At 62.5% G+C, this 20,739-nt stretch carries 24 protein-coding genes; 14 read left to right on the top strand and 10 right to left on the bottom strand.

The annotated features are described in order from the left end of the window. The first annotated feature begins 178 nt into the window (after window positions 1-178). Together BS630_RS11510 and BS630_RS11505 are read left to right on the top strand one after the other, a co-directional pair. Window positions 179-736, top strand: coding sequence for a dihydrofolate reductase family protein (locus BS630_RS11510; protein ID WP_077977499.1), 558 nt, complete (start codon window positions 179-181; stop codon window positions 734-736). A 165-nt stretch (window positions 737-901) separates the two neighbouring features. After that, the gene (locus tag BS630_RS11505; protein WP_077977498.1) at window positions 902-1,483 is read left to right on the top strand and encodes a transglycosylase SLT domain-containing protein; all 582 of its coding nucleotides are present in this window, start codon (window positions 902-904) and stop codon (window positions 1,481-1,483) included. 258 nt (window positions 1,484-1,741) lie between these two features. Here BS630_RS11505 and pdeM read toward each other — a convergent pair whose 3' ends face one another. From pdeM to BS630_RS11490, 3 genes are all read right to left on the bottom strand, one after another. Next, on the bottom strand, window positions 1,742-2,479 hold the full coding sequence (gene pdeM / locus BS630_RS11500; RefSeq protein ID WP_183594480.1) for a ligase-associated DNA damage response endonuclease PdeM: 738 nt from the start codon (window positions 2,477-2,479) through the stop codon (window positions 1,742-1,744). A gap of 60 nt (window positions 2,480-2,539) precedes the next feature. After that, window positions 2,540-5,050, bottom strand: coding sequence for a ligase-associated DNA damage response DEXH box helicase (locus BS630_RS11495; RefSeq protein ID WP_077977497.1), 2,511 nt, complete (start codon window positions 5,048-5,050; stop codon window positions 2,540-2,542). Window positions 5,051-5,202: 152 nt separating this feature from the next. Next, the gene (locus BS630_RS11490; RefSeq protein WP_077977496.1) at window positions 5,203-5,835 is read right to left on the bottom strand and encodes a YitT family protein; all 633 of its coding nucleotides are present in this window, start codon (window positions 5,833-5,835) and stop codon (window positions 5,203-5,205) included. Between the two features lie 133 nt (window positions 5,836-5,968). On the opposite strand from BS630_RS11490, the gene BS630_RS11485 reads away from it, so the two are divergent. Beyond that, window positions 5,969-6,469, top strand: a complete 501-nt coding sequence (locus tag BS630_RS11485) for an RrF2 family transcriptional regulator (RefSeq protein WP_077977495.1) — start codon at window positions 5,969-5,971, stop codon at window positions 6,467-6,469. 22 nt (window positions 6,470-6,491) lie between these two features. Next, window positions 6,492-6,953, top strand: a complete 462-nt coding sequence (locus BS630_RS11480) for a carboxymuconolactone decarboxylase family protein (RefSeq protein WP_027666287.1) — start codon at window positions 6,492-6,494, stop codon at window positions 6,951-6,953. Window positions 6,954-7,024: 71 nt separating this feature from the next. Here BS630_RS11480 and BS630_RS36985 read toward each other — a convergent pair whose 3' ends face one another. The 3 genes from BS630_RS36985 to BS630_RS11470 all read right to left on the bottom strand — a co-directional run bounded on the left by BS630_RS36985 (window position 7,025) and on the right by BS630_RS11470 (window position 9,067). After that, entirely contained in the window at window positions 7,025-7,192 is a 168-nt protein-coding gene (locus BS630_RS36985; RefSeq protein WP_158081401.1) for a hypothetical protein, read from the bottom strand. A 97-nt stretch (window positions 7,193-7,289) separates the two neighbouring features. Continuing rightward, window positions 7,290-7,925 (bottom strand): YitT family protein, encoded by a 636-nt coding sequence (locus BS630_RS11475; RefSeq protein ID WP_065282120.1) that lies wholly within the window; start codon window positions 7,923-7,925, stop codon window positions 7,290-7,292. Window positions 7,926-8,134: 209 nt separating this feature from the next. Beyond that, entirely contained in the window at window positions 8,135-9,067 is a 933-nt protein-coding gene (locus tag BS630_RS11470; protein ID WP_077977723.1) for a class I SAM-dependent DNA methyltransferase, read from the bottom strand. A 141-nt stretch (window positions 9,068-9,208) separates the two neighbouring features. Here BS630_RS11470 and BS630_RS11465 point away from each other — a divergent pair, with 141 nt between their 5' ends. The 3 genes from BS630_RS11465 to BS630_RS11455 all read left to right on the top strand — a co-directional run bounded on the left by BS630_RS11465 (window position 9,209) and on the right by BS630_RS11455 (window position 11,406). Next, entirely contained in the window at window positions 9,209-9,475 is a 267-nt protein-coding gene (locus BS630_RS11465) for a DUF6460 domain-containing protein (protein WP_026154422.1), read from the top strand. Window position 9,476: 1 nt separating this feature from the next. Next, a complete protein-coding gene (locus BS630_RS11460; protein ID WP_025393057.1) occupies window positions 9,477-9,974 on the top strand; it encodes a CAP domain-containing protein in 498 nt (165 codons plus the stop codon). A gap of 85 nt (window positions 9,975-10,059) precedes the next feature. Continuing rightward, window positions 10,060-11,406 (top strand): MATE family efflux transporter, encoded by a 1,347-nt coding sequence (locus BS630_RS11455; RefSeq protein WP_077977494.1) that lies wholly within the window; start codon window positions 10,060-10,062, stop codon window positions 11,404-11,406. Here the strand turns inward: BS630_RS11455 and BS630_RS11450 are convergent. Then, a complete protein-coding gene (locus BS630_RS11450) occupies window positions 11,382-12,470 on the bottom strand; it encodes a quinone-dependent dihydroorotate dehydrogenase (RefSeq protein WP_077977493.1) in 1,089 nt (362 codons plus the stop codon). The two genes, BS630_RS11455 and BS630_RS11450, sit on opposite strands and share 25 nt — an antisense overlap. Then, window positions 12,467-12,820 carry a DUF952 domain-containing protein gene (locus tag BS630_RS11445; protein ID WP_077977722.1) on the bottom strand — a complete coding sequence of 118 codons (354 nt, stop codon included), beginning with the start codon at window positions 12,818-12,820 and terminating at the stop codon, window positions 12,467-12,469. Before BS630_RS11445 ends, BS630_RS11450 begins: the two co-directional genes overlap by 4 nt. A 175-nt stretch (window positions 12,821-12,995) precedes the next feature. On the opposite strand from BS630_RS11445, the gene BS630_RS11440 reads away from it, so the two are divergent. The 5 genes from BS630_RS11440 (at window position 12,996) to BS630_RS11420 (ending at window position 16,192) form a co-directional block, all read left to right on the top strand. Beyond that, complete coding sequence (locus BS630_RS11440; protein WP_077977492.1) at window positions 12,996-13,394, top strand: hypothetical protein; 399 nt, start codon at window positions 12,996-12,998, stop codon at window positions 13,392-13,394. Between the two features lie 92 nt (window positions 13,395-13,486). Next, a complete protein-coding gene (locus BS630_RS11435; RefSeq protein ID WP_025393052.1) occupies window positions 13,487-14,134 on the top strand; it encodes a response regulator in 648 nt (215 codons plus the stop codon). 125 nt (window positions 14,135-14,259) lie between these two features. Continuing rightward, window positions 14,260-14,937: a LexA family transcriptional regulator gene (locus tag BS630_RS11430; protein WP_077977491.1), complete on the top strand. Its 678-nt coding sequence runs from the start codon at window positions 14,260-14,262 to the stop codon at window positions 14,935-14,937. Between the two features lie 11 nt (window positions 14,938-14,948). Further along, complete coding sequence (locus BS630_RS11425) at window positions 14,949-15,677, top strand: thermonuclease family protein (RefSeq protein ID WP_077977490.1); 729 nt, start codon at window positions 14,949-14,951, stop codon at window positions 15,675-15,677. 101 nt (window positions 15,678-15,778) lie between these two features. Further along, window positions 15,779-16,192, top strand: a complete 414-nt coding sequence (locus tag BS630_RS11420) for a tellurite resistance TerB family protein (protein ID WP_020048350.1) — start codon at window positions 15,779-15,781, stop codon at window positions 16,190-16,192. Between the two features lie 24 nt (window positions 16,193-16,216). On the opposite strand, the gene BS630_RS11415 is transcribed toward BS630_RS11420, so the two are convergent. Continuing rightward, window positions 16,217-17,092 (bottom strand): transporter substrate-binding domain-containing protein, encoded by an 876-nt coding sequence (locus tag BS630_RS11415; RefSeq protein ID WP_077977721.1) that lies wholly within the window; start codon window positions 17,090-17,092, stop codon window positions 16,217-16,219. A 375-nt stretch (window positions 17,093-17,467) separates the two neighbouring features. Here BS630_RS11415 and BS630_RS11410 point away from each other — a divergent pair, with 375 nt between their 5' ends. Beyond that, window positions 17,468-19,462: a methyl-accepting chemotaxis protein gene (locus BS630_RS11410; RefSeq protein WP_077977489.1), complete on the top strand. Its 1,995-nt coding sequence runs from the start codon at window positions 17,468-17,470 to the stop codon at window positions 19,460-19,462. 62 nt (window positions 19,463-19,524) lie between these two features. On the opposite strand, the gene BS630_RS11405 is transcribed toward BS630_RS11410, so the two are convergent. Further along, complete coding sequence (locus BS630_RS11405; protein ID WP_077977488.1) at window positions 19,525-19,905, bottom strand: VOC family protein; 381 nt, start codon at window positions 19,903-19,905, stop codon at window positions 19,525-19,527. A 417-nt stretch (window positions 19,906-20,322) separates the two neighbouring features. Here BS630_RS11405 and BS630_RS11400 point away from each other — a divergent pair, with 417 nt between their 5' ends. Beyond that, on the top strand, window positions 20,323-20,601 hold the full coding sequence (locus tag BS630_RS11400; protein ID WP_077977720.1) for a hypothetical protein: 279 nt from the start codon (window positions 20,323-20,325) through the stop codon (window positions 20,599-20,601). Window positions 20,602-20,739: the final 138 nt, after the last annotated feature.

Raw genomic sequence — 20,739 nt, 5'->3', positions numbered from 1 at the left:
CCTCCCGAAAGTAGGCTCAGCAAGGCGTTGAGGCGAAGGCCTGCAGGAGCAGCTGCTTGCCCGAATGCGCTACTCCAAAAAAACCGCTTGCATTTCGCTATCAGTCGGCTTAGCTTTCAACCAGTTGTTAAACGCAACCAGTTTTCATGATGGATGACAATTCAGAAGGAGGATGAAAATGAGAAAGCTTGTTGTCTGGAACCTGATGACGCTCGATGGCTACTTCGAAGGCACGAAGCCTTGGGATATCGACTTCCACAATTTCGCTTGGGGGCCCGAGCTGCAGCGCTATGCCGAACAATTCGGCAGGGAGGGCGATCTACTGGTGTTTGGCCGCAAGACCTATGAGGGCATGGCCTCCTACTGGCCGACCGCCGAGGGCGAAGGTGAGATCAAGGCCTATATGAACGGCATCGCCAAGATCGCCGTGTCGCGGACGATGAGCGAGCCCGGCTGGAACAATGCCCGCGTCGTCAGCGATCCGATCCCCGAATTGACGAGGCTGAAGCAGGAGAACGGCAAGACGATCTTCATCTTCGGCAGCGCCGAGCTTGCCGACACTCTGCTGAAGGCCGGTCTTATCGACGAAATCAGGGTTTGCCTGGTGCCGGTGATCCTTGGCGGCGGCAATCCGCTTTTCAAACCGGCAGAGGGCCGGGTGCCGCTAAAGCTCATCGAATCCTCGACGACGGAAGGCGGCGCGGTGATCCTTCGCTACGAACCCGTCAAAGCGTAGTGGCGTTCCACCCGGTGCGATTTTGATGCGACGCCGTCCCGGTGATCAGGCCAGGGTAATCATCCCTGGCCGCACAAGAGAGCAGCCCGGGAAGTTCGCATTCGACTAAAAACCGGTTTTTAACATTTACGAGTTAGTAATCTCTCGGAAACGAGAGGTTTTGTCATGCGTACTCGTATCGTTCTGACGGCCGTGGGTCTGGCGCTGCTTGCCGGCTGCGCGACGGCGCCGAAGCAGACGAGGAACATCTGTGCCGTCTTCGACGAGCGCGACGGGCTCTTCTCCAGCTGGCAGAGCGCCGCCGAACGGACGGAGAAGAAATACGGCGTGCCCGTGCCGATCCTGATGGCGACGATGTATACCGAATCCGGCTTCCAGCCCTATGCGCGGCCGCCGCGCACCAAGCTGTTCGGCTTCATTCCCTGGTCCCGTCCTTCGACCGCCTACGGCTATTCGCAGGCGCTCGACGGGACCTGGGATCACTATCAGTCGCAGACGGGGAACTGGACGGCGCGACGGGCAAACTTCGCCGACGCGATCGATTTCATCGGCTGGTATCATTATCAGAACAGCCAGGAGACCGGCATTCCGCTGAACGATGCCTATAATCTCTATCTTGCCTATTATTCCGGTCCGACAGGGTACAAACGCGGCGACTGGCGCTCGAACGGGCAATTGCAGCAGACGGCGCAGAAGTTTGCGCGCATGGCAGGGACCTATCAGCGGCAGCTGCAGGAGTGCAATTGAGGGTATTCAAGGGCGTGCCATGTCCGCCCCCCTCTGCCCTGCCGGGCCCGGGGTCGAGCCACGTGTCTCGACCCGTCCTTCGGACCCCCCACAGGTGGGGAGATCACAAGTGGCTTGAACTTCCTGTCCATCTACCGTTTCGCCGTGCTGGACGCTCATTATTTGGGGAAGCCAGTGCGCCCAGCCAATCTCCCCACCTGTGGGGGAGATGCCCGGCAGGGCAGAGGGGGCTTACGTGGGACATCGAGATAACAAGCGCTATCCCCACAAATTCCCATACCTGACAGAATAGATCCGGTCCTTGCCGAGCAGATGCGCCACCAGCAAAGCCTTGTCGAATAGGCCCTTCATCGCCTGGTGGCCGAGATCCAGACCGCCGCTCATGAGGCCGAAGGCCGGCATCAGCAGGCGGGCGCCGTCAGTGGCAAAGCAGGGGCGGCGGACGGATTTCTCGCGGCGGCGCACGGTCGCCGACGGATGCAGGTGGCCGGCGATTTCGCCGCTCTGCAAACCGTTCTTCGGCTCGTGCCGGAAGGTCAGGCCGGCATAATGCATCTCGTCGGCAGATGTGCCCGGCAAATCGACGATGCCATCCGGATCATGGTTGCCATTGATCCAGATCCATTCGCGGCCGCGCACCATCTCGACGATCAGGGCGCGAAAATTCTCCGGCAGGTGCTTGGAACCGATGCGGTCGTGGAAATTGTCGCCGAGCGAGATAACGAGCTTCGGGTTATAGCGGGAAATGACGGCGGCAAGGACGGTCAGCGTCGCCAGCGTATCGTAAGGCGGCAGCATCATGCCGCGGCGCGCAAAGGCTGCGCCCTTTTCCAGATGCAGGTCGGAGACGACAAGCAGGCCGGCATCCGGCAGATAGAGGGCGCCGAGCGGATCGCAGACGGCGGCAATGCCATGGACCGATGTCTCGATGCCCGGCATCGCGGCCAGTCCTGATATGTCGCGCGCCAACGCCAGGCGGTTCATCACGGTCGTCATTCCCAAATCGTCGTCAGGCCTAAATCGTCGGGCCCTAATTCTCATCAGGCCCGATTCTCGTCAAGCGAGCGCTTCGGCGATCAGATCGTCCGCCGCTTCGGCCAGGAGTGCGTCATGGGCCTCGCCCGGCACCGCCTCGCGTCCGATTTCCAGCATCACCGGCACGGCGAGCGGGGAAATATGGTCGAGAGCGCGGTGGGTGATGTGGCCCCTGATTCGCCTCAGCATATCGCCAAGACGGCCAATGTCCAAAAGCCCCGTCGCCGCATCCTGCCGCGTCGCCTGCAAGAGGATGTGATCCGGCTCGTGGCTGCGCAGCACGTCATAAATCAAATCGGCGGAGACGGTGATCTGGCGGCCGCTCTTTTCCTTGCCCGGATGGCGGCGTTCGATCAAGCCTGCAATCACGGCGCAATTGCGGAAGGTACGCTTCAACAGGAAGGATTCGTCCAGCCAGGCTTCGAGATCGTCGCCGAGCATGTCCTCGTCGAAGAGGTCGGAGAGATTGAGCCGGCCATTGCGGATCATCAGTCCCATATCCTCGAGGCCCCAGATGGCCAGCGAATAATCGGTGGCGACGAAACCGAGGGGCTTGGCGCCTATCCGCTCCAGCCGGCGGGTGAGCAGCATGCCGAGCGTCTGGTGGGCAAGACGGCCTTCGAAGGGATAAGCGACCATATAGGCGCGGCTGCCGCGCGGGAAGGTTTCGATCAGGAACTCGTCGCGCTTCGGCAGCATCGACTTGTCGTCCTGCAGCGACAGCCAGTCGCGCACCTGATCCGGCAGGTGGCGCCAGCGATCGGGATCGGCGATCATCGCCCGCACCTGCTCGGCGAGATAGGTCGACAGCGGAAACTTGCCGCCATTGTAGGAGGGGATCTTCGGATCGAGCGAAAAGGCCTGCGACGCCAGGCACTCATTTTCGCGGATGCCCTCGAAGCGCAGCACCTTGCCGGAGAAGACGAAGGTATCGCCCGGCGACAACTGCTCGAGGAAATATTCCTCGACCTTCCCCAGCGTGGCGCCGCCGCGGCCGATTCTACCGCCCTCGCCGCGCTTGACCATGCGGATATTCAGCATCGGGCTCTCGACGATGGTGCCGAGGTTGAGACGGTATTGCTGGGCGACTGCAGGGTTGGAGACGCGCCAGCGGCCCTCCGCTGTCTTGCGGATACGGGCGTAGCGGTCATAGGTGCGGAGCGCATAACCGCCGGTTGCGACTAAATCGACGACGCGCTCGAAGGTCTCCCAACTCAGATCGGCATAGGGCGAGGCGCTGATGACCTCATCGTAGAGTTCCAGCATGTCGAAAGGTTCGGCGCAGGCCATGCCGAGCACATGCTGGGCGAGCACATCGAGCGCGCCGCGGCCAACCGGCGGGGTGTCCTGCGCGCCAATATAATTGGCATCGAGGGCGGCCTGACACTCCATGACCTCGAAACGGTTGGCGGGCACGAGGATCGCCTTCGAGGGCTCGTCCATGCGGTGGTTGGCGCGGCCGATGCGCTGGGCAAGACGCGAGGCGCCCTTCGGCGCGCCGACATGGATGACGAGATCGACATCGCCCCAGTCGATGCCGAGATCGAGGGTGGAGGTGGCAACGACGGCGCGCAGCCGGTTTTCGGCCATCGCCGCCTCGACCCTGCGGCGCTGGGCGACATCGAGGGAGCCGTGGTGGAGGGCGATCGGCAGGTTGTCGTCATTGATCGTCCAGAGCGCCTGGAAAAGCATTTCTGCCTGGCTGCGGGTGTTGACGAAGAGCAGCGTCGTGCGATGTTCGAGGAGCTGGCGGTAGACATCTGGAATGGCATATCGGGCGGAATGGCCGGACCAGGGAATACGCTCCTCGGTCGACAGGATCGAGATATCGGGCTTGGCGCCGCCTTCGACGACGACGAGGCCGGCATGATGTTCGCTACCCTCTTCCTGGCCGACCAGCCATTTCTGCAGATCCATCGGCTCGGCGACGGTCGCCGAGAGACCGATGGTCCTGAGGCCGGGGGCAAGCCGGCGCAGGCGGGCAAGGCCGAGCGAAAGCATGTGGCCGCGCTTGGAGGTGACGAGCGAATGCAGCTCGTCCAGGACGATATATTTCAGGTCCTTGAAGAAGCGCTCGGCCTCCCGGTTCGCCAGCAGCAGGGCGACCTGTTCCGGCGTCGTCAGCAGAATATCCGGCGGATTAAGCTTCTGGCGCTGGCGCTTGGCGTTCGGCGTATCGCCCGTGCGGTTTTCGACGGTGACCGGCAGGCCCATCTCCTCGACCGGCTTCATCAGGTTGCGCTCGATATCGATGGCAAGCGCCTTCAGCGGCGAAACATAGAGCGTATGGATGCCGGTGAAGGCGGAGCCGGGCGGGATCTTGCCGCGGCGGGTGAGATCGGTGAGCGAGGGCAGGAAACCGGCGAGCGTCTTGCCGGCGCCGGTCGGCGCAATCAGCAGCGTGCTTTCCCCGGCCTCGGCGCGGGCGAGCAGTTCCAGCTGATGTACACGCGGGCGCCAGCCCTTTTCCGCAAACCAGCGGGTAAAGGCGGCAGGAAGCAGGGCACGGGCTTCGGAATCGATCTGGTCCACGTCCTGAAAGTAGTCAAACGCCAGGGAAAAAGAAGAGCGGCCAAAGCATGTCGCGCAAAAGTGTGCCGCGGTTTTGCGATAACGACATGCGTAAAAACAAAGACCTAAAGCGCGATGAGCGAATCTGAAAGATCGCGACGCGCTTTAGCAATTCACATGGCGATATAGCGGTCCTTGCGGTGGTTGATGGCAATCGTCAGGTTGAGAACGATCGCACCAAGCACGGAGCAGGCGATGATGAAGGGGCTGGCGACGAAGAAGGAGAGCGCCAGGATGATGCCGTCGAAGCCGAGCTGGACGAAGCCGGCGCGCCAGCCGAAGCGATCCTGGATATAGAGGGCGAGAATGCCGATGCCGCCGAGGCTGGCGCGGTGGCGGAAGAGCGCCAGCATGCCGGCGCCGATGACGAGGCCGCCGAAGAGCGCACCGGCGATGGGATCGACATGCGCCATGCTGATGAAGTCCGAGACGAATTCGGACAGGACCGAGGTCAGCGCGATGGCGGCGAAGGTCTTGACGGTAAAGGCGGCGCCCAAGCGGCGGAAGGCGAGATAATAGAACGGCAGGTTCACGGCAAAGAAGCAGAGGCCGAAGCTGAAGCCCGTCGCATAATGGGCGAGGAAGGCAAGTCCCGCCCTGCCGCCGGCAAGCAGCCCCGCGCCGGAGAGAAGCGTTACGCCGAGCACGGCGAGCATGCTGCCGGCGACGATGCCCTGGGCGTCGTCGAAGAGCGAGTGACGATCGGCGCTGGAATTCAGAAGGCCTGCGAAAGCGTTGGATGCCATGTTGTTCCCCTGTCGGCGTTTCCGTCTTCTATCCGGGGTCAGGATAAAGGCAAGTAGCAAGCAGCAAGCCCGCCTCTTGACATCAGGCATAATCGTGGATATTTTTTATCCACGAATTGAGGAGGCCAGGTGCATGAAGATGGGCGATGGGGTCGAGCAGGCCATTCACAGCGTTGCGATGCTTTCCGGCCTCTCCGAAGGCGGCGTGCTTTCGGCCGCCGCGCTGGCGGAATTCCACGGCGTTTCGACGAGCTATCTGCTGAAGCATCTGCAGGCGCTGTCGGGCGCCGGCATCCTGGATACCGTACCGGGGCCGAAGGGCGGATATCGCCTGGCAAAAGCGCCGAAGGAGATTTCACTGCTCGACATCGTGCTCGCGGTCGAGGGGTCTCAACCAGCGTTCCGCTGCGCCGAAATCCGCCAGCGCGGCCCGAACCCGGTCTCCGATCGCTTGTTCGCCCAGCCCTGCACCATCAACGCGGCGATGCTGAAAGCGGAACGGATCTATCGCGCCGAACTCGCCAAGACGAGCCTGGCCGATATCGGCATCGAACTTGCCGCCGTCGACGACGGATCGATCGCAGCCAGAGGCTGCGCCTTTCTTGAAATCCATGAACGCAAGACGGCTCGTTGAGCCACAACAAAGGAGAAAGAGCATGCAACCACGCTTCAATTTCGCCAAAGCCGCTCCCGACGCCTACAAGGCAGTCGCCGCGCTCGAGCAATATGTCCAGTCCTCCGGGCTGGAGCGCCGCTTCATCCACCTGATCAAGCTGCGCGCCTCGCAGATCAACGGCTGCGCCTATTGCGTCGACATGCATGTGAAGGAAGCGCGCCATGATGGGCTCTCCGAACAATGGATCAACCTGATGTGCGTCTGGCGGGAATCCCCGGTCTATGACGCCCGCGAACGGGCGCTGCTCGGCTGGGTGGATTCAGTGACCAATATCGCCAAAACAGGCGCGCCGGATGCCGACTACGAGACGCTGAAGGCGCATTTTTCCGAGGAAGAAATGACCAAGATCACGGTGGCAATCGGCGCCATCAACATCTGGAACCGGCTTGCCGTCGGCTTCCGCTCGCAACATCCGATTGATGCGGCGCAAAAGGCGGCGTGATCGAAATCTGCTTTTGCAGGGAATTCATCCTGGCAACCGACCCGAAAATCTCGGGTCGGTCGAATATCGGGTCACTCGCGATCCCTGGTGGCCAGTACGGCAACGGCGTCAAACCGATTGCCCGAGATGTCGACGCTGTTGAACAGGTCGCGGACGACTTTCGCAATTTCTTCTGCGGAAGCGCCCTTGGCGTATTCTTCCTGCATACGGCGTCTCACAAGTTTTTCCAAATCTGACATAGTTCACCTCATCAAATCCGGCGCGAGATGAGTTTGGCGCCGAGACCGATCACAGGCAAGTTACGTTTTATTTAGAATGGCTTACGGATTGGTAATGTTAGAGCGCGATGTAACGGTCGGCCCGGTGATTGATGGCGACGAAGAGGTTGAGGACGACGGCGCCGAGCACCGAATAGAAGACGACAGGCGGCGTGGTGACGAAGAAGGCGGCGGCGAGCACGCACATGTCGATGGCGAGTTGGACGAGGCCGGCGCGGATGCCGAAACGCTCCTGCAGGTAGATGCCGAGGATGCCGACGCCGCCGAGGCTGGCGCGGTGGCGATAGAGGGCCAGCAGGCCGAAGCCGAGCAGCAGGCCGCCGAGAAGTGCCGCCCAGGCCGGATGAATGCTTGAAATGGACAAAAAGCGCGACTGCACATCGGCAAGCACCGAGGTCAGGCCGATGGCGATGAAGGTCTTGATGGTGAAGGCCATGCCGAGTCGCTTCCAGGAGAGATAGAAGAACGGCAGGTTGAGCAGGAAGAAGGCGAGACCGAAATTGGCGCCGAAGGCATAATGCAGGAGGAAGGCCACGCCGGCCGTGCTGCCGGTGAGAAGGCCGGCGCTGGCGAGCACATAGAGGCCGAGTGCGGCAACGAGGCTGCCCGAGAATATGCCCTGCACGTCTTCGATCGGGGTGTGGCGCGTCGCAGTCGTATTCCAAAAGCCAAGGGCATTGATGAGCTGTGTCATGTCGCCAGTCTCCACGGCAGACGAGTTCAAGAACGCGCTTGGAAAAACCCGGCGCGGCGGAATTTGGATCATGAAAGGAGCCCGAGCGCCTCGGCGTGATATTGCCGGGCGCTCTGCCGATGCGATGTAGTATCGGGCTTTTCGATGTTCCGATCAAGCGAAATAGGTAAGTAGTACTGACCTATTAGAACATCGCAAGAAATGTTCGCTCACACGAGCTTGCGCGTAAGGAACAGAATGCCGGAAACCGGTTTTCCGCCATCTTTGCGAATGACCGACTTGACGGTCTTCAGGATCTCCAGCCCGTGACGGGCAAAAAGCACGCTGACATAGGTTTCCGAGTGGGCGTAACGCAGCGACGGGGCGAGATGGAAGCCCTCGCCCTCCCCCGCATCCTCGACGGAAAAGGCGATATCGGCGCCTGATGTCGCGAGTTCTCCGACGATGGCAAAGACGCTCTCGAGATTGCCGAGATACATCAGCACATCGGCTGCCGTCACCAGGTCGGCGCGATGGCGCGCTGCATTGGCAAAGAGGCCGGAGAGATCGGGTGCGAGCGAGAGATCGGCCTGGGCGAGACTGTCATAGACATGTTTCTCGGCGGCCTTAGCCAGCATGTTCTGCGAGAGATCGAAGCCCTCGAGGCGGCCGACACGGCCGCGGATTTCAGGGCCGAGCAGGCCGGTGCCGCAGCCGAGATCGACGGCCCGTTCGTAGCGCCTGCGGGTGGAGGCGATGAGCGCTGCCAGTTTCTGCGGGACGCTGTAGTCGAGCTTTTCGACAAGCGCTGATTCGAAACGGTCGGCATAGTCGTCGAAGAGGCGCTCGACATAGCGGCTCGGCGGCAGGTCAGGCGTGGCTGCGTCGCCGAGAAGGGCGAGCTTGAGGGCGGCGCCGAAAATGTCCTCGGGATCGAGGGCAAGCGTCCTGCGATAGGCCTCGATCGCGGCCTCGCCCCTGCCCGCCTTTTCCAGATAGGTGGCAAGGCGATACCAGCCGGCGGCCCAGGCAGGCACGAGCTCGAGAGCCTGTTCCATCAGTTCGGCAGCCGCTTCCGGCTCGCCGCCTTCTTCGAGCATCCTGGCATAATCGGCGCGGCGGTCGGCGATAACGTCGCCTGAGGAAAGCTGGTGGGGCTGCATAAGTTGACCTTGGTTCGCCCGCATTTGGCGGCGGCCACAAAAAAACTCAAGTCCTATTTCAGAGGCGGAGCGGCCAATTCCGGAAAGGGCTTGCAGGCGCCGCGCCGCGACCTTATTCCAAGGGCAAACAGGAGATGGCTTATGTCCGATCAGGCGAACAGGTTCCTCGGCGATTCAATCGGCCGCACATTGATAAAGCTTATCGTGGTGTCGCTGATCGTCGGTTTCGTCATGACCGTTTTCGGCCTGACGCCGTGGGGCATCATCTACGGCATACGCGATTTCATCCTGGAGATCTGGTACCGGGGCTTCTCAGCGCTTGGGCGCGTCGGCGACTATCTGATCCTCGGCGCGACGATCGTCATCCCGCTCTTCATCATCCTTCGTCTTTTCAGCTACCGCCGGTAACATGACATCCATCGATCTTTCCAGGCGCGGCCTGCTGCGCCTTTCCGGACTTGCGCTCGCCGCCGGCATCGCCGGCTGCACCACGACCCCGCGGATGGCCGGCACGCCGTCAAACGGCGAGGACGAGACGGCGAGCGTGCTGCCGCTCGTCAACCAGCTCAGGGCCAAAAACGGCCTGCCGCCGCTTGCCGTCGATCCGGCGGCGAGCACTGCCGCTCTTTTCCAGGCAAAACGCATGGCCAGCGCCGGCAAGATGGCGCATCTGATGGGTATAACCGACAGTTTCGGCGCGCGCGTCAAGGCGAGCGGCGTTCGGCTGCCGGCGGCGGAAAACATCGCGTCGGGCCAGCAGAGCGTCGATGCCGTGGTGACGGCCTGGATCAACTCGCCGCATCACCTGGAAAACATGCTGGGACGTTATGGCGGCCTTGGCGTTGCCGTCGCCCATAATACATCTTCCAGGAACCTGCCCTATTGGGCCATGGTGCTTTCCAGCTGAGGTGATTCCGCCTGCAGCAGTTCAAAGTGTACGGCGTCCTTTGGGCGTTTGAGAAAACGCGCGGCGCCGAAGCGGCGAGGCAGGCATGGATAGCAGAACCAACGACAATGCGCTGGCATTCGACGTGACGCACCTGATGGTGCTGTCGATTGCCATTCCGATGATGCTCGGCTTTCTGACGACGCCGCTGCTCGGGCTGACGAACACTGCCGTCGTCGGTCATATGGGCGACCCGGAAGCGCTTGCGGGACTGGCGATCGGCGCCATGCTCTTCGATCTCATCATGGGCAGTTTCAACTTCCTACGCGCCTCGACGACAGGGCTGACGGCGCAGGCCTATGGCCGGCGGGACCAGCACGAGCAGCAGGCGGTCTTTTCCCGGGCGATGATTTCGGCGCTCGGCTGCGGTCTGGCGCTGCTCTGCCTTTCGCCCCTGCTGATCACCGCCGGGCTGAGGCTGATGGGCGCGCATGGGCCGATTGCAGAGGCGACCAGCACCTATTTTTCGATCCGCATCCTGGCAGCACCGGCGGCACTGGCGAATTACGCCATCCTCGGTTTCGTGCTCGGGCGCGGCCAGGGCAGTATCGGGCTGCTGCTGCAGGCAATCATCAACGGCATCAACATCGTGCTCTCCATCTATCTCGGCCTGACGCTCGGCTGGGGCGTAGCCGGGGTCGCCTGGGGCACAATGGCTGGCGAAACCGTCGGCGCGCTTGCCGGACTTTTCATCGTACTCAGCGGCTTTAACAAGGCCGAGCGGCCTCAATGGGCGGAGGTCTTTTCCCGGCACCGGCTGGCCGAGCTTTTCGCCCTCAACCGCGACATCCTGATCCGTACCTTCGTGCTGCTCGGCGCCTATACCGTCATGACGCGGATCGGCACCAGCTTCGGCGCGGTGACGCTTGCCGCCAATGCCGTGCTGATGAATTTCTTTCTGCTGTCCGGCTATTATCTCGACGGGCTTGCCAATGCCGCCGAACAGATCGCCGGCCGGGCGATCGGCGCGCATTACCGGCCGGCCTTCGACCGCGGGATGAAGCTGACGATCTTGTGGTCCTTCGGGCTGGCGGCGATCGGCTCGGCCTTCTTCTTCCTCGCCGGCACCTGGCTGATCTCGGTGCTGACGACCTCACCCGAGGTGCGGCAGGCGGCAGAGATTTATCTGCCCTGGGCGGCGGTGACGGGCCTGACCGGCGCACTCGCCTTCCTGATGGACGGGGTCTTCATCGGTGCCACATGGTCGGCCGACATGCGTAACCGGATGCTGATCTCTTTTGCAGGCTATCTCCTGATGCTCGCGGCCTTCGTGCCGCTCTTCGGCAATCACGGTCTCTGGCTGGCGATGAACGCCTTCCTGCTCTTCCGCGGTTTCTTCATGGCGATGCTCGTCAAGCCGCGGGCCGATCAGACCTTTCGCGCCGCCCAATAATCCAGTCTGGTATCGCGCAGGTCGCGGATCGAGCCGGCCTTTTCGCGGTCCAGGAGTTTCGACAGGCCGCGGACGATATCGCCGGCCAGGCCTGGCCCCTCATAGACCATGCAAGAATAGAGCTGGACGAGATCGGCACCCGCCCTGATCTTCTCCAGCGCGGTCTCGGCCGAGGACACGCCTCCGACGCCGATGATCGGCAGATCAGGGCCGACGCGCTTGCGCATCCTGGCGAGCACGGCCGTCGACTTTTCGAAGAGCGGCACGCCGGAGAGACCGCCCGCCTCCTTCGCCTGGCGCTGATCCTTAAGGCCGTTGCGCGACAGCGTGGTGTTGGAGACGATCAGCCCGTCGAGCGCATGCGAGAGCGCTTCCGCGGCGATATCGTCCATGCCTTCCTCGGTCAGATCAGGCGCGATCTTCAGAAAGACCGGGATCTTCCGGCCGGATGTCCCCGCCATCTCGTCGCGTGCCGCAAGCACTGATGACAGCAGCACCGCAAGGCTTTCGCGCCCCTGCAGATCGCGCAGACCGGGCGTGTTCGGCGAGGAGATGTTAGCGGTGAAATAGCGCGCGACGGAATAGAAGCGGCGGATGCCGGCGGCGTAATCGGCGATGCGATCCTCGCTGTCCTTGTTGGCGCCGATATTGACGCCGACCATGCCGCCGCCCCTCAACGCGGTGAGGCGCCCGAAGGCGGCATCATGGCCTTCATTGTTGAAGCCGAGACGGTTGATGACGGCTTCATCCTCCACCAGGCGGAAGATGCGCGGGCGCGGATTGCCCGATTGCGGCTTCGGTGTCACCGTGCCGATCTCGGTAAAGCCGAAACCGAGCTTCAGGAGCGCCTCCGGCACCTCGGCATTCTTGTCGTAGCCGGCGGCCATGCCGAGCGGATTTTCGAAGGTTAGGCCGGCAACGGTCTGGCGCAGGCGCGGATCAGGCGTCAGCTGGCAGGTGGGCACAAGGCCGGATTTCAAGGCGGCGATGGACATGCCGTGCGCGGTTTCCGGATCGAACAGGAAGAGACCCTTGCGGGCGAGACGCTTGAAGGGATCGATCATGGCGCGAGCTCCGGGAAGATATGGGCGCCGGCTTCGTCAAGCGGCAGCAGCACCTCCCAGAGCACGGCCGCAAGCGGCAGATCGGCGTAAAGATGCGGGAAAAGATCGCCGCCGCGCGAGGGCTCGAAGACCAGCTTGTCGGCGAAGCGGCTGCTATCGACGGCAATCAGCAGCAGGCCGGACTGGCCGGCAAAATGCAGCGCGGCGGTCTGCTTTACCTGGTCCGCCGTCGAGAAATGGATAAAGCCGTCCTTGAGATCGATGCCGGCGCCATGAAAAGTGCCGGTTTGTCTGGCTTGCTGCCAGAGCGTTTCCGTCACGATCTTGTAAAGGGTCGGTGTCAGGGTCATCATGGCCTCACGATAGGCTGTTCCTTGGTCACGAGGCTTTGCCGGAAAGAGACGGCGATGTCCACGCCCCGGCGCCGAAAAACGGGACAGCTGGAACAGAATTGGAGCATGATGTCGTCCGAAAACCGCGCACACTTTTCGGCATCATGCTCCAGAAAATCCGGAGGATGAAACGATGAAGGCATTCGTTATCACGCTTGGCATTTTTCTGATGCCGTTGGCGGCCGCGGCGGCCGAAGCGGATGCAAGCCGCTTTCAGCTGGAGAAGAGCGGCGACCATTTCGTCCGGCTCGACCGGCAGACCGGCGCGATGTCGATCTGCCAGGACAAGGATGGCGCCCTCGTCTGCCGGATGGCGGCCGACGAGCGGGCGGCCTATGAGGACGAACTCGACCGGCTGGCGAAGCGGGTGACGGCGCTCGAACAAGGCGGCGTTATCCAGCGTGCGCTGCCGAGCGATGCCGAGGTCGACCGTTCGATCAGCATCATGGAGCGGATGATGAAGAGTTTCATGGGGATGGTGAAGGAGTTCCAGGCCGAGGAAAACACCAATCCCCTTCCGCAGAAGACTTGATCTGATATAGTCAGCATGAGCAAGCCGGCATGCAACGCGGAGGGCTGGCGTCGCATGCAGGGCATGATCGGGCTCTTGGGAGGGAGTTTTCGATGCAGGAACAGACCATTATCATTGCGGACGATCATCCGCTTTTCCGTGACGCGCTGCGCCAGGCGGTGATCGGCATGGAAGGCCGGCAGTCGATCGTCGAAGCCGGGGATTTCGCTGCCGCGCGCCGGGCAGCTGGCGCCCATGCGGATGCCGACCTGATGCTGCTCGATCTCGCCATGCCCGGCGTCAGCGGCTTTTCCGGCCTGATGGCGTTGCGCTCCGAATTCGCAAGCCTGCCGATCGTTATTGTCTCGGCGACCGACGATGCGACGACCATCCGCCGGGCGCTGGAACTCGGCGCTTCCGGCTTCATTTCGAAATCCGCCGGCATCGAGGACATCCGCCGCAGCATCCAGACGGTGCTTGCCGGCGACATCGCCACGCCGGAAAGCTATCGCGACGGGCAGGAGCAGGATCCCGACGTCGCCGACCTGATCCACCGCCTGCATACGCTGACGCCGCAGCAGAGCCGGGTGCTGACCATGCTCGGCGAAGGGTTGCTGAACAAACAGATCGCCTACGAACTCGGCGTTTCCGAGGCGACGATCAAGGCGCATGTGTCGGCGATCCTGCTGAAACTCGACGTCGACAGCCGGACGCAGGCCGTCATCCAGCTCGGCAAGATCAATATGGCGATGGTCGCCTGAGCGATACATTTCCCTTTGGAAACAGGATTTTATTCCTCTTCCATCTTTACTCAGACGGCACGCTCGATTAATATTCCGCCGGGTTGAAGCGCGGCGTTGAAATAAGCCGCGACGGAATCGCGCGCATGCTGTCACACGACCAGATCTGGGAAGCGCTCGACAGGCTTGCCGAACGGCACGAGCTGACGCCCTCCGGTCTTGCGCGGCGCGCCGGCCTCGACCCGACCTCGTTCAACAAATCGAAACGGCTTTCCGCCGACGGGCGGCTGCGCTGGCCCTCGACGGAATCGATCGCCAAAGTGCTCGACGCCACAGGGGCAAGCATGGAGGAGTTTTTGGCCTTCATGCGGCGGGATGCCGATCTTTCCAAACAGCTGGCCGCGCCGCAGGAAAGCGCGTTTCCCCAGCAAGGCGGCTCCATCCCCCTGCTCGGCTTCGCCCAGGCGGGCGCCGGTGGTTTCTTCGACGATGGCGGCTTTCCGGCCGGCCAAGGCTGGGACGTGGTGGAATTTCCGGCGGCCCCGGCACAGAAGGCCGGCGTCTATGCGCTGGAGGTGCAGGGCGAGAGTATGATGCCGCTCTATCGCGACGGCGACGTGCTGATCGTCGAGCCCGGCGCACAGGTGCGCCGCAACGACCGCGTCGTCGTGCGCACAAATGAGGGCGAGGTGATGGCCAAGGTGCTGCTGCGCCAGAGCACGCGATCGATCGAGCTGATGTCGCTCAATCCCGAACATCCCAACCGCACTCTCGAGCTTTCCGACGTCGACTGGATCGCCCGGATCATCTGGGCCAGCCAATAGGAAGATATTCCATGCGCCCTGCCGCCTTCATCACAGGTATCACGGGGATGGCGGTGGTGGCCGGCCTGCTGCTGGCAGGCCAAGCAAGGCTTGGCGGCGGCATGGCCGGCGAAGAGACGATGTCCGCAGAGGAGACGGCGACGGCAGCGGCGGATGCTGCTCCCGAAGCCGGCGAACGTGCGACAATCTCGGACGACCGTGCCGAAATGATCGCTCGCTCAGTGGAGCCAAAGGCTCCGCCCTCTCCGGCGGCTCCCCCCTCCCCCGACCCGGGCGACGGCGGGGCACCCAAACCGGCCGATGCACCGCAACAAGCGGAGACTCCGGCCGGGGCAACGCCAAGTCCGGCTGCGAAAAAGGCGGTGGACCTGGCGCGGCCGATGGCCGACAATGCCGGCATTCTTTCTTTCGGCAAGCGCCGGCTTCAGCTTGCCGGCATCGTGCCGACGCCGGTCGACAGGATATGCGGGCCGGCGGGCCGGCAATGGCCCTGCGGCATGATGGCGAAGACGGCGCTGCGCCTGCTGTTGCGCAACCGCAGCGTCAGCTGCGATCTCGAGACGGTGGAATGGAAGGAAACCGTAACGACTGCCTGCCGGCTGGGCACGGAGGATCTCGGCTCATGGCTTGCCGAAAACGGCTGGGCGGAACCGACGGCGGGGTCGCCGCTTACATCCGCCGCCGAAAAGGCCAGGCAGGCGGGAAAAGGCCTCTACGGCGATGACCCGCGCCGCAATTAAACCGGCAGCCACGACAGTGGTCGGACAGCCCGGATCGGGCCGATCCCTTGTAATGGCTGTCGCCAATTCCTAATCTGGGCTGACCGAAAAAGGAATCAGAGATGAACAAGCCGCTTTCCGCCCATGATGCGCTGATCTACGTGATGGTGATGGCATCCGCCGTCGACAGCACGATGAACGACAGGGAGATGACAAGGATCGGCCAATTGATCGGATTCCTGCCGGTTTTCCGGGACTTCGATGACGACAAGCTGATTTCGGTGGCGCGCGACTGCGCCGCGCTGCTGGCCGGGCCGGAAGGCCTCGACGTCGTCCTCGAAACCGTGCGCGATACCCTGCCCGCAAAGCTCTACGACACGGCCTATGCGCTGGCCGTCGAGGTGGCATCCGCCGATCTCTCGGTCAAGGCGGAGGAGTTGCGGCTGCTCAGCCTGCTGCGCGATCGGCTCGGCCTCGACAAGCTCACCTGCGCGGCGATCGAGCGCAGTGCGATTGCGCGCTTCCGCAGGGGCTGAAGGCGAGCAATTTGGACTGCGGCTTCAATAAAGCCCGTAGGGGAAATAACGCAGATAGATTTCCTGGAGGCGGCCGTTGCGCGACAGCGTGGCGAGCGCGTGGTCGATGGCTGCCGTCAGCACGCTGTCCTTCTGCCGCAGCATGATCGTCATGCCCTCGCCGAGGAAATGCTCGGAGAGATAGGGGCCGTCGAACAGCGCGCAGCATTTGGCCGAGGCCGGCGAAGAGACCCAGAAGGAAAGCTGCAGCGCATCGGCAAAGGCGGCATCGACCTTGCGGTCCTTGAGCGCCGCAAGCAGAGCGTCCTTCGTATCGAACGGCTCGGCCTTGAGCGTGGGGAAGAAGGCGGCCAGCATCGCCTCATGCACCGTCCCCCTGACGACGCCGACCGGATGGCTGGAAAGCGCGGCAGCGGTCTTTCCGTCAAGCGGCACGGCGAGATTGCGCACGAAGCGCGCCGGCAGCATCAGATAAGGTCTGGAGAAGACGAATTGCCGGCGCAGCTCCGGGGTCACGGCAAGACCGGCGATGATGGCATCGCCCTGTGAGGCGGCGAGCGCATCCCTGAGGTCGGTAAAGGGGAGCGCCTGGATCTGGCACTTGTCTGAAATCTCCAACTCACTGCAGATTTCGCGGGCGAGGTCGACATTGAAACCGGAAAGCTTGCCGTTCTGATCGCTGAAATTGAAGGGCGGGAAATCGACCGAGGTCAGGAAGCGCAGGCGGACCAGAGAGGAGAGATCGGGCCTCGCAAGGCGTTCGCGCGCATCGAAGAGCAGCGGCAGCGAAGGTGCAGCCTGCTGGGCCGACGCGGCAAAACTTGAAAGCAGCGCGCCGAAAAACAGGCCGAGCGTGAAAAAACCCTTCAGAGTCAGGGATGCCAGCTTGGATTGCATCATCGTGATCGTGGTCTCTGGGTTAAGCGCGAAGCGTGCGGCGTCGGCAAGATGTATCAGAGTCACGCGTGGCGGGGAATATGAATGCCGGCGCTCCGAGACTTGATCCTCGGTGCCTCTCATACGCGCTCGGTTAAAATGCAACCTCTCAGCCCCTAAAAATCATAGCCAACCGCCGCCTCGTGTTAGCGCGGAATTAAAGAATATCGCCTCTTATTTGTTGCGACGACATCGGACCCCGCCAGCCGATCGCATGATGCAAGCGTCAGCCCAAACGTAATCCCTAAACCGCGATATTGAAGCAGCGCTTTTTCTGCAGCAATTGATTTCAAAAGCACCGGGCGCGCGAGCACGCCCCGTCAATCGGGTGACATTTCCATGCTGAAACATCTGAAAATCCGCACAAAAATCATATCGGTCGTAGCGCTGCTCGGGCTGATCACGATGGCGGGGTTGATCTACGTCATTTCCGAGTTCCGCCGTGCGGACGCCGCCTACAGCGCCTTCATCGATCATGAGGCGCAGGCCTCGATGCTGAGCGCGCGCGCCAGCGCATCGGCGGTCGCCTCGGTGCTGCAGGTAAGCCTGATTGCCGACATGAAGCCCGATACGTCCGAATTCCAGACGGCGCTCGCCACACCGAGCAAGCTGCCGCAGGCGCGCGACCGGATGAAGCAGGCGCTGGCGCTGGTGCCCAGCCGCAAGCCGGCGATCGATGAAATCCAGGCGGGCATCGATGAGATCGAAACGCTGGCGAACAAGATCATCGAACAGAGCAAAGCCAAGGACGGCGCCGGCGCCCAGGCAAATGTTGCCCTGATCAATGCCAAGCTCGATGCACTGACGCCGAAGATGATCGCCAACAATGATGCGATGATGGCGATGCTCAACGATGGCGGCGACGCGCTCTCGGCTTCCGTCAACGAACGGATCGTCTTCTGTCTCGTTCTGATCGGCATCGCCGTTCTCGCTGCCGTCGGCTTCAGCGTGGTCGTGGCCCAGATAGGCATCGCCGGCCCGATGATGCAGCTGCGCCAGCGCATGACGCGGCTTGCCGAGGGCGATACGACAAGCGATGTCAGCGGCCTCGACCGCGGCGACGAAGTCGGCCAGATGGCAAAGGCCGTTTCGGTCTTCCGCGACAATGCGATCGAGCGCGCCCGGATCGAAGCGCGTGCCGAAGCAGACCGCGACGTCAGCGACAGCGAGCGCCGCGACCGTGAGGCGCAGAAGGCCCGCGAAGCATCCGAACTCGACCGCGCCGTCACCGCACTCGGCGACGGCCTGCGCCGCCTTGCCGCCGGCGATCTCGCCTCGCATATCGCCGAGCCCTTCGTCGCGCATCTCGATGCGCTGCGTGAGGATTTCAACAACTCGGTGGAGAAGCTCAACGAAACCCTGCATACGGTCGGCGCCAATGCCCGGGCGATCGGCGCAGGCGCCAACGAGATTCGTTCCTCCGCGGACCAGCTTTCCCAGCGGACGGAACAGCAATCGGCCTCCGTCGAACAAACGGCAGCAGCGCTGGAGGAGATCACCACGACAGTGCGCGATGCCGCCAAGCGGGCCGAGGAGGCGAGCCAGCTCGTTGCCCGTACCCGCCTCGGCGCCGAAAAATCCGGCGAGGTCGTCCGCAAGGCCGTCTCCGCCATGCAGCAGATCGAGAAGTCCTCGGGCGAAATCTCCAACATCATCGGCGTCATCGACGACATCGCCTTCCAGACCAATCTTTTGGCGCTGAATGCAGGCGTCGAAGCCGCCCGCGCCGGCGATGCCGGCAAGGGCTTTGCCGTCGTCGCGCAAGAAGTGCGCGAACTCGCCCAGCGCTCGGCGAAGGCCGCCAAGGAGATCAAGGCGCTGATCAGCACCTCCGGCTCGCATGTGCAGACCGGCGTCTCGCTGGTCGGCGAAACCGGCAAGGCGCTCGACGCGATCGTCCAGGAGGTGCAGGAGATCAACCAGCACGTCCACGCAATCGCCGAAGCCTCCCGCGAACAGTCGATCGGCCTGCAGGAGATCAACACCGCCGTCAACACCATGGATCAGGGCACGCAGCAGAATGCAGCGATGGTCGAGGAATCCACCGCCGCCAGCCATAACCTCGCCACCGAAGCGGCAGCGCTCAACAACCTGCTCGGCCAATTCAGGCTGACGGGCACCGGCGGCTTCACCGCCAGTGCGCCAATGGCCACAGCAGCACCACGCGCTGCCGCCCGCCCGGCAGCCAGGGCAGCTCCGGTCCGCGTCGCCCGCGAAGGCACCGCCCGCCCGGCCGCCTCGCCGGCCCGCGCGCTCGGCCAGAAAATCGCCCACGCCTTCGGCGCCGGCAGCAGCACATCGTCAAGCCAGGATCCCGACTGGACGGAATTCTGAGCCTGTCAAAACAAGCATTGGAAAGGGCGGCTGCGGCCGCCCTTTCCTTTTTTGGGTATCGTCTAACCCGGCCGCCAGCCGATCTCGATGAGGATGTTTCCAGGCGCCGTGCAATAAAACAGCCAGCCGCCGCGCATCGCGCCCGGCGGGCCAGACAGATCAGCACCGGCAGCCGCAAGCCCGGCATGGACCGTATCGACATCCGTCCTTTCGGGCAGGATGAAGCCGATGTGATAGGTCTGGCGCCCCATCTCCACCTGATCGGCGGTGCCGAATTTTGCGATTGCGTGGCTGAGGACGATTTCGAGGCCGGTATCGTCTTCCAAGATCGCCAGGCCGTTATGGCCGCGCATATCCTTAAGCTTCAGGCCGAAATGGCGGATGAAGAAATCCGCCGTGGCAACAATATCGGGTACGTGGAAATCGAGATGGTTCAAGTGCATGACAGTCTCCGTTCGAAAAAATCCCGGGACTGCCTTTTTGCCGTCTCCGCACGCCGCCGGGATCCCGCATCTTCATGCGGATCACGTCGCGGGTTCTCGTGCCATGGCACGGAGCATAGCTTCGCCAGAGCGCTTAACGCTCCAGCGGAAGGGATCGGGCTTACCTCAACCGATCCTGCCTTTTTCGACGATGCCGATCTAGCAGAGGGCACCGGTTTCGGCAATGACGCGTCATCGCGGCTGGAGAAACAGGATACTCACCCTAATATCAACGGGTGGATGTCGCGTCCGGCCGCTCGATCACGGCGCCCCCGGCGACGCTTCCCGAAGGATTGAAGAGCGGCATGGGCATTCGTGTCGTGAACTCTAGCCGGTGAGGCGTAGAGTGATATTATTCAAGCATTGGGAGGGATGGACATGAAAGCTGCAATCATCGGCCTCGTCGGCACGCTCGTTCTGGCGGGATGCAACACCGTCAGCTACAGCGGACCGGGTCTCGAACCCATCCCCGGCAGCATCACCTATAGTGGCCAGCCGCGCACCAAACTCACTAAATCACCCCCCGGCTCCGCCTTTCCGCATGATTTCACCGACCAATACGGCCGGCAGGTGGAGGAAACCTACATCATCCAGCCCGACCGCAGCCTGATCATCGCGCATCGGCAATACAAGCCGATCCGGTTCTTTGGAGACTAGGCTTAGTCGGCATGGTTTGCGGGAGATGGAGCGGGTGAAGGGAAATATGCGCTCAATTGCGAACGGAGGCCCTCAGATCGCATCTGACGCGAACCGGTTTGTTCAGCATAAAGCTGCATCAATCATTGCACATTGCGA

The sequence above is a fragment of the Rhizobium laguerreae genome (assembly GCF_002008165.1).
Lineage (GTDB): Bacteria > Pseudomonadota > Alphaproteobacteria > Rhizobiales > Rhizobiaceae > Rhizobium > Rhizobium laguerreae.
The sequence above is the reverse complement of the archived record's forward strand: the minus strand, read 5'-3'. Positions and strand labels throughout refer to the sequence as shown.

What these genes read in the sequence shown, in the direction of transcription:
- BS630_RS11510 (WP_077977499.1), top strand. Translation starts at nt 179, where the DNA reads ATGAGAAAGCTTGTTGTCTGGAACCTGATGACGCTCGATGGCTACTTC.
- BS630_RS11505 (WP_077977498.1), top strand. Translation starts at nt 902, where the DNA reads ATGCGTACTCGTATCGTTCTGACGGCCGTGGGTCTGGCGCTGCTTGCC.
- pdeM (WP_183594480.1), bottom strand. Translation starts at nt 2,479, where the DNA reads ATGACGACCGTGATGAACCGCCTGGCGTTGGCGCGCGACATATCAGGA.
- BS630_RS11490 (WP_077977496.1), bottom strand. Translation starts at nt 5,835, where the DNA reads ATGGCATCCAACGCTTTCGCAGGCCTTCTGAATTCCAGCGCCGATCGT.
- BS630_RS11485 (WP_077977495.1), top strand. Translation starts at nt 5,969, where the DNA reads ATGAAGATGGGCGATGGGGTCGAGCAGGCCATTCACAGCGTTGCGATG.
- BS630_RS11480 (WP_027666287.1), top strand. Translation starts at nt 6,492, where the DNA reads ATGCAACCACGCTTCAATTTCGCCAAAGCCGCTCCCGACGCCTACAAG.
- BS630_RS36985 (WP_158081401.1), bottom strand. Translation starts at nt 7,192, where the DNA reads ATGTCAGATTTGGAAAAACTTGTGAGACGCCGTATGCAGGAAGAATAC.
- BS630_RS11475 (WP_065282120.1), bottom strand. Translation starts at nt 7,925, where the DNA reads ATGACACAGCTCATCAATGCCCTTGGCTTTTGGAATACGACTGCGACG.
- BS630_RS11470 (WP_077977723.1), bottom strand. Translation starts at nt 9,067, where the DNA reads ATGCAGCCCCACCAGCTTTCCTCAGGCGACGTTATCGCCGACCGCCGC.
- BS630_RS11465 (WP_026154422.1), top strand. Translation starts at nt 9,209, where the DNA reads ATGTCCGATCAGGCGAACAGGTTCCTCGGCGATTCAATCGGCCGCACA.
- BS630_RS11460 (WP_025393057.1), top strand. Translation starts at nt 9,477, where the DNA reads ATGACATCCATCGATCTTTCCAGGCGCGGCCTGCTGCGCCTTTCCGGA.
- BS630_RS11455 (WP_077977494.1), top strand. Translation starts at nt 10,060, where the DNA reads ATGGATAGCAGAACCAACGACAATGCGCTGGCATTCGACGTGACGCAC.
- BS630_RS11450 (WP_077977493.1), bottom strand. Translation starts at nt 12,470, where the DNA reads ATGATCGATCCCTTCAAGCGTCTCGCCCGCAAGGGTCTCTTCCTGTTC.
- BS630_RS11445 (WP_077977722.1), bottom strand. Translation starts at nt 12,820, where the DNA reads ATGACCCTGACACCGACCCTTTACAAGATCGTGACGGAAACGCTCTGG.
- BS630_RS11440 (WP_077977492.1), top strand. Translation starts at nt 12,996, where the DNA reads ATGAAGGCATTCGTTATCACGCTTGGCATTTTTCTGATGCCGTTGGCG.
- BS630_RS11435 (WP_025393052.1), top strand. Translation starts at nt 13,487, where the DNA reads ATGCAGGAACAGACCATTATCATTGCGGACGATCATCCGCTTTTCCGT.
- BS630_RS11430 (WP_077977491.1), top strand. Translation starts at nt 14,260, where the DNA reads ATGCTGTCACACGACCAGATCTGGGAAGCGCTCGACAGGCTTGCCGAA.
- BS630_RS11425 (WP_077977490.1), top strand. Translation starts at nt 14,949, where the DNA reads ATGCGCCCTGCCGCCTTCATCACAGGTATCACGGGGATGGCGGTGGTG.
- BS630_RS11420 (WP_020048350.1), top strand. Translation starts at nt 15,779, where the DNA reads ATGAACAAGCCGCTTTCCGCCCATGATGCGCTGATCTACGTGATGGTG.
- BS630_RS11415 (WP_077977721.1), bottom strand. Translation starts at nt 17,092, where the DNA reads ATGATGCAATCCAAGCTGGCATCCCTGACTCTGAAGGGTTTTTTCACG.
- BS630_RS11410 (WP_077977489.1), top strand. Translation starts at nt 17,468, where the DNA reads ATGCTGAAACATCTGAAAATCCGCACAAAAATCATATCGGTCGTAGCG.
- BS630_RS11405 (WP_077977488.1), bottom strand. Translation starts at nt 19,905, where the DNA reads ATGCACTTGAACCATCTCGATTTCCACGTACCCGATATTGTTGCCACG.
- BS630_RS11400 (WP_077977720.1), top strand. Translation starts at nt 20,323, where the DNA reads ATGAAAGCTGCAATCATCGGCCTCGTCGGCACGCTCGTTCTGGCGGGA.